Origin of the sequence: Streptomyces sp. NPDC101178 (assembly GCF_044767965.1) — a bacterium.
Classification (GTDB): domain Bacteria; phylum Actinomycetota; class Actinomycetes; order Streptomycetales; family Streptomycetaceae; genus Streptomyces.
On record NZ_JBIWOZ010000015.1, the window covers coordinates 1 to 15,440 of the forward strand.

Annotated in this window: 11 protein-coding genes and 1 pseudogene; 5 read left to right on the plus strand and 7 right to left on the minus strand. The window is 72.9% G+C overall.

Going from position 1 to position 15,440, the window contains the following annotated elements; genetic code table 11:
- Positions 1–178 precede the first annotated feature (178 nt).
- Together ACIRR8_RS30760 and ACIRR8_RS30765 are read left to right on the plus strand one after the other, a co-directional pair.
- Complete coding sequence (locus ACIRR8_RS30760; protein ID WP_404071006.1) at positions 179–547, plus strand: BlaI/MecI/CopY family transcriptional regulator; 369 nt, start codon at positions 179–181, stop codon at positions 545–547.
- Positions 544–1,446 carry a M56 family metallopeptidase gene (locus ACIRR8_RS30765; RefSeq protein ID WP_404071008.1) on the plus strand — a complete coding sequence of 301 codons (903 nt, stop codon included), beginning with the start codon at positions 544–546 and terminating at the stop codon, positions 1,444–1,446. The genes ACIRR8_RS30760 and ACIRR8_RS30765 overlap by 4 nt, the downstream gene beginning before the upstream one ends.
- Positions 1,447–1,473: 27 nt before the next feature.
- Here ACIRR8_RS30765 and ACIRR8_RS30770 read toward each other — a convergent pair.
- Positions 1,474–2,439: pseudogene (locus ACIRR8_RS30770) on the minus strand (ArsR family transcriptional regulator); the annotation flags it as partial.
- Between ACIRR8_RS30770 and ACIRR8_RS30775 the strand changes: the two are divergent.
- Both ACIRR8_RS30775 and ACIRR8_RS30780 read left to right on the plus strand, forming a co-directional pair.
- Complete coding sequence (locus ACIRR8_RS30775; protein ID WP_404071010.1) at positions 2,401–3,252, plus strand: hypothetical protein; 852 nt, start codon at positions 2,401–2,403, stop codon at positions 3,250–3,252. The pseudogene ACIRR8_RS30770 and the gene ACIRR8_RS30775 overlap by 39 nt on opposite strands.
- A 141-nt stretch (positions 3,253–3,393) precedes the next feature.
- A complete protein-coding gene (locus ACIRR8_RS30780) occupies positions 3,394–3,537 on the plus strand; it encodes a hypothetical protein (RefSeq protein ID WP_404071012.1) in 144 nt (47 codons plus the stop codon).
- Between the two features lie 79 nt (positions 3,538–3,616).
- Here ACIRR8_RS30780 and ACIRR8_RS30785 read toward each other — a convergent pair whose 3' ends face one another.
- Positions 3,617–4,657, minus strand: a complete 1,041-nt coding sequence (locus ACIRR8_RS30785; RefSeq protein ID WP_404071014.1) for an NlpC/P60 family protein — start codon at positions 4,655–4,657, stop codon at positions 3,617–3,619.
- 213 nt (positions 4,658–4,870) lie between these two features.
- Here ACIRR8_RS30785 and ACIRR8_RS30790 point away from each other — a divergent pair, with 213 nt between their 5' ends.
- Positions 4,871–6,355, plus strand: a complete 1,485-nt coding sequence (locus tag ACIRR8_RS30790; protein ID WP_404071230.1) for a fused MFS/spermidine synthase — start codon at positions 4,871–4,873, stop codon at positions 6,353–6,355.
- 12 nt (positions 6,356–6,367) lie between these two features.
- Here the strand turns inward: ACIRR8_RS30790 and ACIRR8_RS30795 are convergent, their stop codons facing one another.
- The 5 genes from ACIRR8_RS30795 to ACIRR8_RS30815 form a co-directional block, all read right to left on the minus strand.
- A complete protein-coding gene (locus ACIRR8_RS30795; RefSeq protein ID WP_404071016.1) occupies positions 6,368–8,149 on the minus strand; it encodes an ABC transporter ATP-binding protein in 1,782 nt (593 codons plus the stop codon).
- Positions 8,146–9,969, minus strand: coding sequence for an ABC transporter transmembrane domain-containing protein (locus tag ACIRR8_RS30800; RefSeq protein WP_404071018.1), 1,824 nt, complete (start codon positions 9,967–9,969; stop codon positions 8,146–8,148). Before ACIRR8_RS30800 ends, ACIRR8_RS30795 begins: the two co-directional genes overlap by 4 nt.
- 166 nt (positions 9,970–10,135) lie before the next feature.
- Positions 10,136–11,662: a Gfo/Idh/MocA family oxidoreductase gene (locus ACIRR8_RS30805; protein ID WP_404071020.1), complete on the minus strand. Its 1,527-nt coding sequence runs from the start codon at positions 11,660–11,662 to the stop codon at positions 10,136–10,138.
- 243 nt (positions 11,663–11,905) lie between these two features.
- On the minus strand, positions 11,906–14,854 hold the full coding sequence (locus ACIRR8_RS30810; RefSeq protein ID WP_404071022.1) for an FAD-binding and (Fe-S)-binding domain-containing protein: 2,949 nt from the start codon (positions 14,852–14,854) through the stop codon (positions 11,906–11,908).
- Positions 14,855–14,866: 12 nt separating this feature from the next.
- The gene (locus ACIRR8_RS30815; protein ID WP_404071024.1) at positions 14,867–15,376 is read right to left on the minus strand and encodes a MarR family winged helix-turn-helix transcriptional regulator; all 510 of its coding nucleotides are present in this window, start codon (positions 15,374–15,376) and stop codon (positions 14,867–14,869) included.
- Positions 15,377–15,440 lie beyond the last annotated feature (64 nt).

Below are 15,440 nucleotides of genomic sequence, written 5' to 3' on the forward strand. Positions count from 1 at the left end.
CGCCCCCACCCCCGGCCGCTCTGCGCCTCGTCCGGCCCTCTCTGCGCCCCCCCCCCCCCGGGGGGGGGGGGCGGCCCCCCCCCCCCCCCCCCGGGCGCCCCCCCCCCCCCCCGCCGCGCGAACCTAGTATGGGAACGCGGGCGCATGAAGAGGGCGCGGAACGGAAGAGGGACAGGGCATGCGACGGCTCGGAGAGCTTGAGGCCGAGATCATGGACCGCCTGTGGACCTGGGACCGGCCGGCTACGGTCCGCGAGGTCGTGGACGACATCAACCTCCGCCGCCCCGCCGCCTATACGACGGTGATGACCGTGGCCACGATCCTCTACAACAAGGGCTGGCTGACCCGGCGGAAGCAGGGGCAGGCCTGGCTCTACACGCCGGTGCGCAGCCGTGAGGCGTACGCGGCGGCCCTCATGGAGGACGCCTTGGGAGCGAGCCGGGACCGCTCGGCCGCCCTCGTCCACTTCGTGGAGCGGATGACCGACGAGGAGGTCGCCGCGTTGCGTGAGGCGCTGCGGGCGACGGGCCGGGGCGGCGAGCTGTGAACGCCGCCCCCGCCTTCCTCGGTTACGCGGCCGCCGTCGGCGTACTGGCCCCGCGCCTGCTGCTCCGCAGCGGTTGGCCGCAGCGCTCCCCGCTGCTGGCGGTCGCCGTCTGGTTCGCGCTCGCGGCGTCCTTCTCGCTCTGCGTCCAGCTGGCCGCCGCGCACCTCACCACACCAGGTGCTCATCTGCACGGCATCCTCTACTCCTGTCGCGCGGCCCTGGGTCTCGGCGGCGAACCCGACGGAGGTACGGGCCCGTCCTGGGGCCTCGCGGCGCTCGTCGTCCTGCTCGCCGCGCACCTTTCCGGCTTCGCCTTCCACGCCGTACGGGCGTACGCCGCCCGCGCCCGGCACCGCGACGTCCTGGACAAGGTGGGGCGGCCCTCGGCGCTGCTGCGGGCCACGGTGGTGGAGCACGCAGAGCCCGCCGCCTACTGCCTGCCGGGCCGCCGCCCGCGGGTCGTCCTCAGCAGCGGTGCCGTCGACGCCCTCTCGCACGACGAGCTCGGCGCCGTCGTCGAACACGAGCGGGCCCACATCCACGGCCGCCACCACCTCGTCCTCGCGGCGGCCCACGCCTTCGCCTGGATCTTCCCGGCGCTGCCGCTGGCCCGCCACCTGCGGGAGCAGATCCCGCTGCTGCTGGAGATGGCCGCCGACGACCGGGCCCTGCGCCGCAGCCCGCAGAACGCGCTGGCCACAGCGATGTTCACGCTGGCCTCCGGCCGGGCGCCGCGCGGGGCGCTGGCGGTCGGCGGCGAGACGGTGCTGATCCGCCTCAAGCGTGTTCTGGTGCCGCCGCGCAGCGCGCATCCCGCCCTGCGCTGCACGGTCGGCACCGGCGCTCTCATGGCCCCGCTGCTGCCCGTCCTGCTGACCTGCCACGCCGGACTCGGGTGACGGTCCCGACACCTGCATCGAGGCCGAGGCCGCTGGTCGGCCCGGGGCCTTGCGTGTGCCCGCCCGGAGCAGCGCGGCCCCCGCCGGGGTGAGGGTGTGCAGCACGCTCGGCCCGTCGCGGACGGTCGTGACGAGCCCCGCGTCCCGCAGGGCCGTGGCGTGCCGGCTGGCGGAGGAGGCCGAGACCCCGGCGGCCCGGGCGATCTCGCCGGTCGTGGCCCCGGTGGCGGCGGCGCGCAGCGCGACGGCCCTGGCCCGCCCCAGCTGGTTGGCCAGGGACCGGTGGGGGGCGTCGGCGCGGTGCGGCCCCCCGGGCGGGCCCGGTTCGTGGAGCAGGGAGTACCAGAGCACGGGCGGCAGCCGGGGATCGGCGAAGGCGACCGGTTCGCCCCAGTTGAAGTACGACGGAACGAGCGTCAGCCCACGCCCGTCGAGATACGGGTCCCGGTCGTCCGCCTGCTGGGGGTAGGCGACCTCCAGAACGGGCGGCCGCCGGCGCAGCATGGGGCCGAGGCCGCCGAGCATGCCCTCGGTCCCGCCGTCCAGCAGCCCCCGGCAACGCATCGCCCGCTCCGCCTCGACCAGGGCCTGTACGTGCTCTTCGTACGGGGCGATCACCGCGTCGTGGTAGGCGCGCAGGATGCCCGTGAACTCCGTGCGGGCCGCCTGACCGGCCAACTGCCCGGCCCACGCGGGCGCCCCCACGGTCCGGTCGAGGATGGCCAGCTCGCCCAGCACCCGCTGCGGCGGCGTGGCCAGGATCGACTCCAGGCCCGCGTCCAGGTCGCCCACCGCGTCGGCGGGCGTCAGGAAGTCCGGGAAGTACGCGGCTCTCGGATACAGCGGCAGCAGCACCCCGCGCAGGGAGCGCTCCAGCCCCTTCTCCCTCAGCTGCCGCCGCGCCGCCCGATACCAACCGGCGTACGCCCAGCGGCCCTTGCGGGACTGGAGGCGGTGCAGGCTCACGGCAAACGCTCCCACCGGAGCGGGGGACCCGAGGGCGGGGGCCGTGAACTGACCGCCGCCGAGGACATCCTCGTACGGCGGGCCGAGCAGCTGCTCGTCAAGGAGTGCATGGAGAAGGCCGGGTTCCCCTACTGGGCGGACACCCTGCCGACCCCCGACGACCTGAAGGGCGGTGGGTATGTCCAGGCCGACATCGGTTGGGCCGAGCGCCACGGCTACGGCAGCAGGCTCCGGCGGAAGGCCCGGAACACCCAGCGCGACGACCGGAACAGCACCTGCACGAGGACGCTGCCGCAGAAGGAGGGCATCCGCTACTCCGGCGCCCTCATGGGAGCACCGTCCCAGGGGACGCTGACGGCCCGACTCCCCATGGGCGGAACCGTCGAGACCCCGAGGACCGGCTGCCGGGCCACGGCGAAGGGCCGGTTGTACGGGGACCACGCGGCCTGGTTCCGCGCCGAGAAGACGGCCACCAACCTGACCTCCCTGTACGTGCCGGACCTCATGAAGGATCCGCGCTTCACCCGGGCGGTCGCGGCCTGGTCGGCGTGCATGCGCGCGGCCGGCCACGACCACGCCACCCCGCCGGCGGCGCGCGAGAAGCTCCCCGAACTCACCCGCGGCCTGGAGGAGCCGGAAGCGTACGCCGTCGAGGTCGGGTTGGCGGTCACCGAGGCCAGGTGCGCCACGACGACGCCCCTCGCGCGGACGGCCCGCGCCCTCGACACCGAGTACCGGGAGAAGCGGCTCGCCCGGTACTCCGGCGAGATCGCCGCGTACCGGCAACGGCGTCTCGACGCCCTCGCCCGGGCCGGGCGGATCACCGGCTCCACGGCCTGATCCGCCCGTACCGCCGGCCCCGGCACACCTGGGTTTCACCGCCCTCCCCGACCTCCGCCGCGCCACACCGCCGTGGAAGATCCGCACGACCAGAGCCCCACAGAAGGCACGACCACACCCACACGGAAGGAGTGATCCACCATGCGCAAGATCCTGGCCCTGGCCACGACGACAGGCCTCGCGAGCCTCGCCAACCAGTACTTCACCAGCGGTGTCGCGGTGAACAACCGGATCAGCTCGCACCGCTGGGTCTGGAGCGGCTGCGGCGTCTTCCTGGACTCCTGACGCCCTGACGCCCTGACGTTCTGCCCTCGCCCCTGCCCATGGCCTCGCGTTCTTCCGGCCATGGGCAGGGGCCGCGGTCTCAGATCCGTACGCCCCACATGAACGGCATCCCGCTGCGCGCCATCGACTCGTACCGCACCACGGCACCCGGCTTCGGCGAGTGGAGGATCTGGCCGTTCCCGGCGTAGAAGCCGACATGGCTGAGGTCGGTGCGCATGATGACGAGGTCGCCGGGCTTGAGCGCGCCGATGGAGTTGATCCGGGTCCCGGCGTTGGCCTGGGCCTGAGAGGTGCGCGGCAGGTTGACGCCTGCCTGCCGGAACGCCCAGGAGGTCAGCCCCGAGCAGTCGAACGACCCCGGGCCCGTGGCCCCCCAGACGTACGGCATGCCGGCCCGGGTCTTGGCCGCCGCGAAGGCCGCCGCGGTGATCCCCGACGCGCTGGCCTCGTTGCCGAGCTCCACCCGCGTGCTGGAGCGGTTGGCGCGCTCCTCCTTGGCGGCGATCTCGGCACGCTCCTTGGCCGTCAGCGTGTTGAGGAGCCGCTGCGCCTCGGCCAGCTTGCCCTGGATCTCCTTCTTCCGGTCGCCCAGTTCCTTGCGGGTGTCCTGGAGGTCGGCGAGCTTGCCACCGGCCTGGGTGCGCTGCTGCTGGAGGGCGCGCTGCTCGGAGAGGAAGCGGTGGAGGGCCTGCGACTGGCGTGCGCTCAGCCGGTCCAGGACCGCCGCCTCGTCCAGATACGCGTCCGGGTCCGAGGAGAGCAGCAGCCGCACCGACGGGTCGATCCCGCCGCTGCGGTACTGCGCGGCGGCCGCCGAACCGAGGCCGCGCCGCAGCTCGTTGAGGTCGTCCTGCTTGCGGGCCACGGCCTCCTGGAGGTTGTCGGCCTCCTTCCGCAGCTTCTCCGCGTTCTCCTTCGCCCCGTTGTACTTCTCCGTGGCCTGGGTCGCATCCTCGTGGAGGCGGTCTATCTGCGCCTGCACGCCCTTCTTGTTCGGATCGGGCAGGGGGTCGGCGGACGCCGGAGAGGCGGAGAGCGCGACGCTCACCGCGGCGGTCGCCGTGAGGACGGACGCATAGCCCTGGCTGGAGGACTCCTTGGGACGACGGTGGGAGGCCACGGGGGAGGGCTCCTTCTTCCTCGGCCGCCGACCGAGGGGCCGTGCGGAGGCTGGGCCACGCATACTAATCAACTTAGTGACCGGGATCCAAGCGCCCTCCGGCCGCCCGGAGTTCGCGCGCCCGCATGCGAGGATGCTGGGGTGACCACACCGTCCTCACCGCCCGTGGCCGATGACTCCCCCGCCCCCGACGGGCCGCCCCGCGACCGGGGTATGGGCCAACGCGTCGCGGCGGTCCTCGTGTTCGGCTCCTCGGCCGCTGTCCTGGTCGTCGAGATCGTCGCCCTGCGGCTGCTGGCCCCGTACCTCGGCCTCACCCTCGAAACCAGCACCCTGGTCATCGGCATCGCCCTCACCGCGATCGCCCTGGGCTCCTGGCTCGGCGGGCGGGTCGCCGACCGGACCGACCCGCACCGCCTCATCGCCCCCGCCCTCGGGGTCTCGGGCGTGGTCGTCGCGCTCACCCCGCTCCTGCTCCGCACCACCGCCGAGTGGGCGGCCCCCGCTCTGCTGCTGGTCGCGGCGGGGACCCTGCTCGTGCCCGGCGCCCTGCTCTCGGCGGTGACCCCGCTCGTCACCAAACTGCGGCTCACCAGCCTCGCGGAGACCGGGACGGTGGTGGGGCGGCTCTCCGGCGTGGGCACCTTCGGCGCCATCGTCGGCACGGTCCTCACCGGCTTCGTCCTGATCTCGCGGCTGCCGGTCAGCTCCATCCTGATCGGCCTGGGCGCCCTGCTGGTGATCGGCTCCTTGCTGGTCGGATGGCGGGCCCGCCGCTGGCGCCGGGCCTCCGCCGTGGCGCTGGCCACCGTCGTCGTGGGCTCCCTCGCCACCGCGTTCGCCCCGGGCGGCTGTGACGCGGAGACCCGCTACCACTGCGCCCGGATCGTCGAGGACCCCGAGCGGGCCACCGGCCGCACCCTGGTCCTGGACGGCCTGCGCCACTCGTACGTGGACGTCGAGGACCCGACGTACCTCCGGTTCGGTTACGTACGCGCCTTCGCGTCCGTCGTCGACACCGCGTTCCCCGCAGGCGACGCCCTCGCCGCCCACCACATCGGAGGCGGCGGCCTCACCTTCCCCCGCTACCTCGCCGCCGCACGCCCCGGAACCCGCAGCCTCGTCTCCGAGATCGACGGCGGCGTCGTCCGCATCGACCGCGAACAGCTCAACCTGGAGGCCTCCGGCGGCATCGACGTCCGCGTGGAGGACGCCCGGCTCGGCCTGAAGCGGCTGGAGACCGGCAGCCGGGACCTCGTCGTCGGCGACGCGTTCGGAGGTGTCAGCGTGCCGTGGCACCTCACCACCACGCAGGCGCTGGAGGACGTCCACCGCGCGCTCAAGAAGGACGGGCTGTACGCGGCCAACGTCATCGACCACGGCCGCCTCGCCTTCGCCCGCGCCCAGGTCGCCACGCTCGCCGAGGTCTTCGAGCATGTCGCCGTCATCGGCGCCTCCGTGGACATCGGCCTCGACCCGGCCGCGACCCCGCTGGGCGGCAACATGGTGCTGCTCGCCTCCGACCGGCCGTTCGACGCACCCGCGATCCAGGAAGCCCTGGACACGCGGGAGACCGACTGGAGGATCGCCACCGGGGACACCGTCACCGCCTGGACCGGCGACGCCCCGGTCCTCACCGACGACCACGCACCCGTCGACCAGCTCCTCCAGCCGCACCCCACGCGAACCGTACGATGACGCCAGGCGGTCCTATCCGTGCCAGGACCGCCACAGCGCCGCGTACGCCCCGTCCGCCGCCACCAGCTCGTCATGGCTGCCGAGTTCGCTGATCCGGCCGTCCTCCACCACCGCGATCACGTCCGCGTCGTGGGCCGTGTGCAGCCGGTGGGCGATGGCCACCACCGTACGGCCCTCCAGCACCCGGGCCAGAGAACGCTCCAGGTGGCGGGCGGCCCGCGGATCGAGCAGCGAGGTCGCCTCGTCCAGGACCAGCGTGTGCGGGTCGGCCAGCACCAGCCGGGCCAGCGCGATCTGCTGCGCCTGCGCCGGAGTCAGCGCGAACCCGCCCGAACCCACCTCCGTGTCCAGCCCGTTCTCCAGACCCTTCGCCCAGCCGTCCGCGTCCACCGCCGCCAGCGAGACCCACAGCTCCGCGTCCTTCGCGCCGTCCCGCGCCAGCAGCAGGTTGTCCCGCAGCGAACCGACGAAGACATGGTGCTCCTGGTTGACCAGCGCCACATGCTCCCGCACCCGCTCCGCCGTCATCCGCGACAACTCGGCCCCGCCGAGCGTCACTTCGCCGGTGCGCGGAGCGTAGATCCCGGCCAGCAGCCGCCCCAGCGTCGACTTGCCCGCGCCCGAAGGCCCGACCAGCGCCAGCCGCGTCCCCGGAGCCACGTCCAGCGACACCCGGTGCAGCACGTCGACGCCCTCCCGGTACCCGAACCGCACCTCGTCCGCCCGCATGTCCCGGCCGTCCGGCCCGACCTCCGTGTCACCGGCGTCCGGCTCGATCTCCCGTACGCCGACCAGCCGCGCCAACGACACCTGCGCCACCTGGAGTTCGTCGTACCAGCGCAGGATGAGGCCGATCGGGTCGACCATCATCTGGGCCAGCAGCGCGCCCGTGGTCAGCTGGCCGACCGTCAGCCAGCCCTCCAGCACGAACCAGCCGCCGATCAGCAGGACCGCGCCGAGGATCGTGACGTACGTCGCGTTGATGACCGGGAAGAGCACCGAGCGCAGGAAAAGCGTGTACCGCTCCCACGCCGCCCACTCGGTGATCCGCCGGTCCGACAGCGTCACCCGGCGGGCGCCGAGGCGGTGCGCCTCCACGGTCCGCCCGGCGTCCACGGTCTCGGCGAGCATCGCGGCGACGGCCGCGTAACCGGCGGCCTCCGCGCGGTACGCCGAGGGCGCGCGCCGGAAGTACCAGCGGCAGCCGGTGATCAGCACCGGCAGCGCGATGAGCACGGCCAGCGCCAGCGGCGGCGCGGTCACGGTGAGCGCACCGAGCAGCAGCCCGGCCCAGACGACGCCGATCGCCAGCTGCGGCACGGCCTCGCGCATCGCGTTGGCCAGCCGGTCGACGTCCGTGGTGATCCGGGAGAGCAGATCGCCGGTCCCGGCCCGCTCCAGGACGCCCGGCGGCAGCCCCACCGACCGTACGAGGAAGTCCTCGCGCAGATCGGCGAGCATCTCCTCACCGAGCATGGCCCCGCGCAGCCGCATGGACCGGGTGAACACCGTCTGGATCACCAGCGCGACGGCGAAGACGGCCGCCGTGCGCTCCAGATGGAGGTCGGTGACCCCGTTCGAGAGGTCCTCGACCAGCCCGCCCAGCAGATACGGTCCGGCGATCGACGCGATGACCGCCACCGCGTTGGCGCCGATCAGGAGTGCGAAGGCCGTGCGGTGGCGCCGCAGGAGGCCCCGTACGTACCTCCGTACGGTCGTGGGGGTGCCCACGGGCAGGGTGGTGGCCGACTCCGGGGCGGCCGGGTCGAACGCCGGTGGTGCGACGCCGATCATGCCCTCTCCTCGATTTCCTGGGTGCTGTGGTCCATGGCGGGGACCGTGACGTCGCCCGCCGCTTCCTCGTCGGTCTCGCGGGTGACGACGGCCCGGTAGCGCGGTTCGGTGCGCAGCAGCTCGCGGTGCGTGCCCGCGGCGACCACGCTGCCCTCGTGGACGAGGACGACCCGGTCGGCCACGTCCAGCAGCAGCGGCGAGGAGGCGAACGCGACCGTCGTACGGCCTCGGCGCAGCCCCGCGACCCCGGCGGCGACGCGCGCCTCTGTGTGCGAGTCGACGGCGGAGGTCGGTTCGTCCAGGACCAGCGCCTCCGGGTCGGTGATCAGCGACCGGGCCAGCGCGAGGCGCTGGCGCTGACCGCCGGAGAGCGACCTGCCGCGCTCGGTGATCCGGGTCCGCATCGGGTCACCGTCGTCGTCCGGTGAGGCCTGGGCCAGCGCTGCGAGCACATCGCCGCACTGTGCGGCCTCCAGCGCCTGCTCGGCGGTGACCAGGCCGGAGGACGGGACGTCCAGCAGCTCCTGGAGCGTGCCGGAGAGCAGCACCGGGTCCTTGTCCTGGACGAGGACGGCGGTACGGGCGGTGTCCAGCGGGAGTTCGTCCAGCGCGACGGCGCCGAGCAGGGCGGAGGGGGTCTCCTGCTGCTCCTCTGCGTCCTGGTCCCCGGTCTGCGCATGGCCGCCGAGGCGTTCGGCCAGCCGCCCCGCCTCGTCCGGATCGCCGCAGACGACCGCGGTGAACTGGCCCTGGTGGGCCATCAGCCCGGTGGCCGGGTCGTACAGATCGCCCGACGGAACGCCCGCCTCGGTGGCCGTCCGGTCGCTGCGGCGGAGCGACAGCACCCGTACGGCGCGCTGTGCGGACGGCCGCGAGAAGGAGTAGGCCATCGCGATCTCCTCGAAATGGCGGAGCGGGAACAGCATCAGGGTGGCCGCGCTGTAGACCGTGACCAGCTGGCCCACGTCGATGCGGCCCTCCCGCGCCAGCGTCGCCCCGTACCAGACCAGCGAGATCAGCAGGATGCCCGGCAGCAGCACCTGCACCGCCGAGATCAGCGCCCACATCCGCGCGCTGCGCACGGCCGCCCGGCGGACCTCCTGGGAGGCGCGGCGGTAGCGGCCGAGGAACAGCTCCTCGCCGCCGATACCGCGCAGCACCCGCAGCCCGGCCACGGTGTCCGAGGCCAGCTCGGTGGCCTTGCCCGCCTTCTCACGCTGCTCGTCGGCGCGCCGGGTGGCGCGGGGGAGCAGCGGCAGGACGGCGAGGGCCAGCACCGGCATGGCGACGGCCACCAGCACGCCGAGGGTAGGGAGGTAGACGACCAGCCCGACGCAGACCACGACGAGCGCGATGGCGGCGGCCAGGAAGCGCGAGAGCGCCTCGACGAACCAGCCGATCTTCTCCACGTCACCGGTCGACACGGCCACGACTTCACCGGCCGCGACCCGCCGGGTCAGGGCGGACCCCAGCTCTGCGGTCCTGCGCGCCAGGAGCTGCTGCAACCGGGCGGCGGCGGTGATCCAGTTGGTCACGGCGGTGCGGTGGAGCATGGTGTCGCCCAGCGCGATGAGGACGCCGAGGGCCAGGATCAGACCGCCGGCCAGCGCCAGGCGTGCGCCGGAGCGTTCGATGACGGCCTGGACGGCGACGCCGACGGTGACCGGGAGTCCGGCGATGCTCAGCTGGTGGAGCAGTCCCCAGCCGAGCGCCTTGAGCTGTCCGCCGAGCTGATGGCGCCCGAGCCAGTACAGGAAGCGGGGGCCCGACCTTACATCGGGGTCGCCGGGATCCGAATACGGAAGATCGCGAATCTGCATGACGTCCCAGGGGCTCGGTATGCGCGAGGTCCGTGCGGACCTCGGAGAACGGGGTGACCAAACCGTGCAAGGTTCGCTTCCCGTACCCCTTTGGGGCAACCGGTTTTATTCGCTGCCGGGAGGCCGCGCGGGGTCCCGTGCCGAGCCGCGCGGGACCCCGCCGCAGTCAGGCCGCCGGCTTCTCCGAGTCCATCCCGGCCCTGGCCTTCTTCCATGCGCCCCGGGTGAAGTCCGGTATCGGCAGCGGCGCGCCCTTGGCCTTGATGGAGAGGTGGCTGAGCGGCACCGGGGCCGTCCAGACGGCCGCGTCGTACACGTCGAAGTCCGGGACCAGTCCGAGCCGCATGCACTGCATCAGCCGGAAGATCATGATGTAGTCCATCCCGCCGTGGCCGCCCGGCGGGTTGGCGTGCTCCTTCCACAGCCAGTGGTCCCACTCGGCGTACTTCTCGAAGTCGTCCCACTGGTGGTCCGTGTTCGTGGGCTCCAGATAGATCCGCTCCGGATAGTCCTCGAAGACGCCCCGCGTACCGCCGAGGCTGTTGATACGCGAGTACGGATGCGGCGACGACACATCGTGCTCCAGCCGGATCACCCGGCCCTTGGCGGTCTGGACGAGGCTGATCGTCCGGTCGGCGCCGATGTACGACTCCTTCCAGCTCGGGTCGCCCGCCGGCATGTGCTCCTTCCGGTACGCGGCGAGGCCGAGGGCCGGGGTGCCGACGCTGGTGATGGAGACGGCCCGATCGCCCCGGTTGACGTCCATGTAGTTGGCGACCGGCCCGAAACCGTGGTTCGGGTAGAGGTCGCCGCGCAGCCGGGTGTGCCAGAGCCGCCGCCACGGGCCCTCGTAGTAGTCCGGGTCGAACATCAGCTCACGCAGATCGTGGTTGTACGCCCCCGCGCCGTGCAGCAGGTCCCCGAAGAGGCCCGCGTGCGCCATCCGGAGCACCCGCATCTCGTTCTTGCCGTAACAACAGTTCTCCAGCTGCATGCAGTGGCGCCGGGTGCGCTCGGAGAGGTCGACGAGCTGCCAGAGCTCGTCCAGCCGCATCGCGATCGGGCACTCCACGCCGACGTGTTTGCCGTTCAGCATCGCCGCCTTGGCCATCGGGAAGTGCGTCTCCCAAGGGGTGGCCACATAGACGAAGTCGATGTCCCCGCGCCGGCAGAGGTTGACGTAGTCGTCCTCGCCCTTGGCGTAGACGGCGGGCGCGGGCTGTCCGGCGGCCGTCACCTTGGCGGCGGCCTTCACCGTCTTCTCCCGCACCGGGTCGCAGACCGCCACGACCCGGACGCCGGGGACGGCGAGGAAGAGGTCGATCATGCTGTCGCCGCGGTTGCCGAGTCCCACGATGCCGACGCGCACGGTCGAGCGCCGCTCGAAGGGAACGTCGGTCATGGTGCGGCCCTGGCGGGCGGGGGCGGCCGCGGCGGCCGCCACGGCTTCCGGGATCGTGGCTCCGGCGGCCGAGGCGGTGCCTCCGGTGAGGGCGCTCAGGCCGAGTCCGGCGCCGGCCACGCCGGCGGTGGTCCACAGCACCGAACGGCGGCTGGGGTCCTGCCGGTCGGTGTGGTTGCCGGTGTCCTGCGGGCTGCCGGTGCTCTGCGGGTTGCCCGTGCTCTGCGTGTTGCCGGTGTTCTGCGGGGGGAGGTCCTGCGGTGCCTGTCCGGGCCGGGCGTCGTCGTTCATCGAGCCTCCAGGTGGGGTGTGGGGGTTCTGGACGTGCGCGAGCGGGGCCGGTCCCGAAGGGGCGTGAGCGACCTCGGAACGGGCCTCGGTAAGGACCCTGAACGGTGAGGTTGATGGTGCGCAAGGGAGCCAATTGGACTCTCGTCCTCAAACCATGGACTTTTCTTCCGGGCACGCGAACGCCCCAACTGGTTCAACCAGTTGGGGCGTCTGACCTGCGCTCGGCCGCGCCGCGCGATCCGTTCAGCGACCCGGTGGCCGGGTGGCGCGCTCCAGCTCGATCAGGGCCGAGCGGTAGGGGTGTCCGGTGGCCCGCTCCATGCCGATCTCGCACATGCGGTTGGCCGAGAGATAGGCGTCGTACGTACGGGAATTGACCTCGGCCGCCTCCTTCGCCGTGGCGGAATCGGTCAACTCCTTGTGCAGCATGCCCCGGTCACCCGCGAACGCGCAGCATCCGGCGTCGTCGGGGACCACGACCTCCTCGGCGCATGCTCGGGCCAGTGCACGCAACTGCCCGACGTCACCCAGGTGTTCCATCGAGCAGGTCGGATGGACGACGGCCGAGCCCACCCGCTCGAACACCGTCAGCTGCGGCAGCAGCTCGTCGGCCGCCCACACCAGCGAGTCCACGACGGTCAGTTCCTGGTGAAGCGCCCGGTTCTCCTCGGTGAGGTAGGGCACGACCTCCTCGGCGATGCCCAGCGTGCAGGAGGACGCGTCGACGACGAGCGGCAGGGCCCCGCCCGCCGTCCAGCCCCAGGCCGCCTCGACGATGCGGTTGGCCATGATCCGGTTGCCCGCGTCGTACCCCTTGGAGTGCCAGATCGTCGCGCAGCACGTCCCGGCCACGTCGTCGGGGATCCGGACCGGCTTTCCGGCCCGCTCGGAGAGGGCCACGAGAGCCTCGGCCAGAGAGATGTCGGCCGGTCCTGCCTCCGGTCCCGCGAAGATGCGGTTCACGCAGGCCGGGTAGTAGACCGCGCTCGCGCCGACCCGCGTGGTGCGGGGCAGCTGCCGAGCGGCGGCACCGGGCAGCTGCGGCAGCCATTCCGGTACCAGATCAGGGCGTACGGCCTTGCGCGCGAGCCGGGTCACCGACTCCAGCAGCCGGTCGCCGCCGCGCTCGCCGATGGCGTCGCCCGCCGCCACCGCGAGCCGCGCCGAGGCCTCCACCACGCGGAAGTTCTTCGCGGTGAGCGCGGCGATCCGCTCCTCGCGCGCGGTGTGCCTGCGGTGCCGGAAGCCCTTCATCATCGCGCCGGTGTCGATGCCGACCGGGCAGGCGAGCTTGCAGGTGGAGTCACCGGCGCAGGTGTCCACCGCGTCGTACCCGTAGGCGTCGAGCAGCCCGGCCTCCACCGGGGAGCCGTCGGCCTGGCGCATCATCTCGCGGCGCAGCACGATCCGCTGGCGCGGCGTGGTCGTCAGGTCCTCGCTGGGACAGGTGGGTTCGCAGAAACCGCACTCGATGCACGGGTCGGCGACCGCCTCCACCTTCGGAATGGTCTTCAGCCCGCGCAGATGGGCTCGCGGATCCCGGTCGAGGACGATGCGCGGCGCGAGCACGCCGTGGGGGTCGATGACCTGCTTGGTCCGCCACATCAGCTCCGTCGCCCGCGGGCCCCACTCGCGCTCCAGGAACGGCGCGATGTTACGGCCGGTGGCGTGCTCCGCCTTGAGCGAGCCGTCGAACCGGTCCACGACCAGCGCGCAGAACTCCTGCATGAACGCGTCGTACCGCTCCACGTCGGCGGCCCGTGCCGCGTCGAAGGCGAGCAGGAAGTGCAGGTTGCCGTGGGCCGCGTGCCCGGCGACGGCCGCGTCGAACCCGTGGCGCGACTGGAGCTCCAGCAGCGCCTCGCAGGCGTCGGCCAGCCGGTCCGGCGGCACCGCGAAGTCCTCCGTGATCAGCGTCGTACCGGACGGGCGGGAGCCGCCGACCGCCGTCACGAACGCCTTCCGCGCCTTCCAGTACCCGGCGATCGTTCCGGCGTCGCGGGTGAACGCGTTGGTGACGGAGGTGGCCGGAACGACCAGGTCCAGCCCGCGCATCACCTCGGCCGCCGCCGCCTCGTACGCCTCCTGGCCCGCCTCGTCCGGAGCGCGGAACTCGACCAGCAGCGCGGCTGTCTCCCGAGGCAGCGCCGCCCAGTCCGCCGGGACGCCTTTCACGCTGACCGAGGCGCGCAGGGTGTTGCCGTCCATCAGCTCCACCGCGATGGCACCGGCCTCGTTGAACCGGGGCACGGCGGCCGCGGCGGCGGTGAGGGACGGGAAGAAGAGCAGCGCGCTGGTGACCCGGCGGTCCAGCGCCAAGGTGTCGAAGACGGTCTCCGCGATGAAGCCGAACGTGCCCTCGGAGCCCACCATGAGCCCGCGCAGGATCTGGACGGGCGTCGCGCCGTCGAGGAAGGCGTCGAGGCGGTAGCCGTTGGTGTTCTTGATCGCGTACTTGGCGCGGATCCGGGCCGTCAGCTCTTCGTCCGCCTCGATCTCCGCCTTGAGCGCCAGCAGATCGGCGCACAGCTCCGGCTCCGCGCGGGCCAGCTCCTCGTCGGCGGCGGGGTCGGCGGTGTCGACGACGGTGCCGCTCGGCAGGACGAAGGTGAGGGAGGCGAGCGTGCGGTAGGAGTTGCGGGTGGTGCCGGCCGTCATGCCCGACGCGTTGTTGGCAACGACCCCGCCGACCGTGCAGGCGATGGCGCTCGCCGGATCGGGGCCGAGCAGCCTGCCGTACCGGGCGAGCGTGGTGTTGGCCCGCAGGACGGTGGTGCCGGGTCGGATACGGGCCCGCGCGCCGTCGTCCAGCACCTCGACACCGGTCCAGTGACGGCGTACGTCGACCAGGATGTCCTCGCCCTGCGCCTGGCCGTTGAGGCTGGTGCCGGCGGCCCGGAAGACCACCTCGCGGCCCTTGCCGTGGGCGTACGACAGGATCGCGGAGACGTCGTCGAGATCCTCGGGGACCAGCACGACCCGGGGGAGGAAGCGGTAGGGGCTGGCGTCGGAGGCGTACCGCACGAGGTCGGAGATCTTCCAGAGCACCTTGTCCGCGCCGAGCAGGGCGATCAGCTCGGAGCGCAGGGGCTCGGGTGTGCCGCCGGCGCTCCGGTCGGTGACCCGGTCGATGGCGGGCTCACGCGCCGTACCGGGGCGGAGGGCCTCCCGGTCGGGCTCCAGCAGTGGCATATCGGCGTCCCCTCAGCAGTGGCGCTCCGGCATTCCGTCGACCAGAGCGGAGAGCAGCTCACCCAGCACCTCGCGCTGGCCGGCGGTCAGTGGAGCCAGGATCTCCTCCGCGGCCGCCCGGCGCGCGTTGCGCAGGGAGCGCAGCGTGGCGCGGCCTTCGCCGGTGATCTCGATGCGCACCACCCGGCGGCTGTCCGGATCCGGTGCGCGGCGGACCCGCCCGCTCGCCTCCAGCGCGTCGACCAGCGTCGTCACGGCGCGCGGGACGACGTCCAGGCGCTGGGCGAGATCGGCCATCCGGGGCGCCGCGTCGTAGCTCGCGACCGTCCGCAGCAGCCGGAACTGGGCCGGGGTGATGCCGATCGGCTCCAGCTGGCGGCTCTGGATGCGGTGCAGCCGGCGCGTCAGCCGCAGCAGCTGCTCGGCGAGCATGCCGTCGGAGTCGCGGTCACGATCGTGGGACCGCTCGGCGGAGGCCGCCGCATCCACGGCATCGGCGTCGGGCGAATCTGAGGCGTCCATACGGGAACAATATCAGGACCCCATTCATTGTGAGTACAGGTAACAATGAGCTAAGCTCTGAACG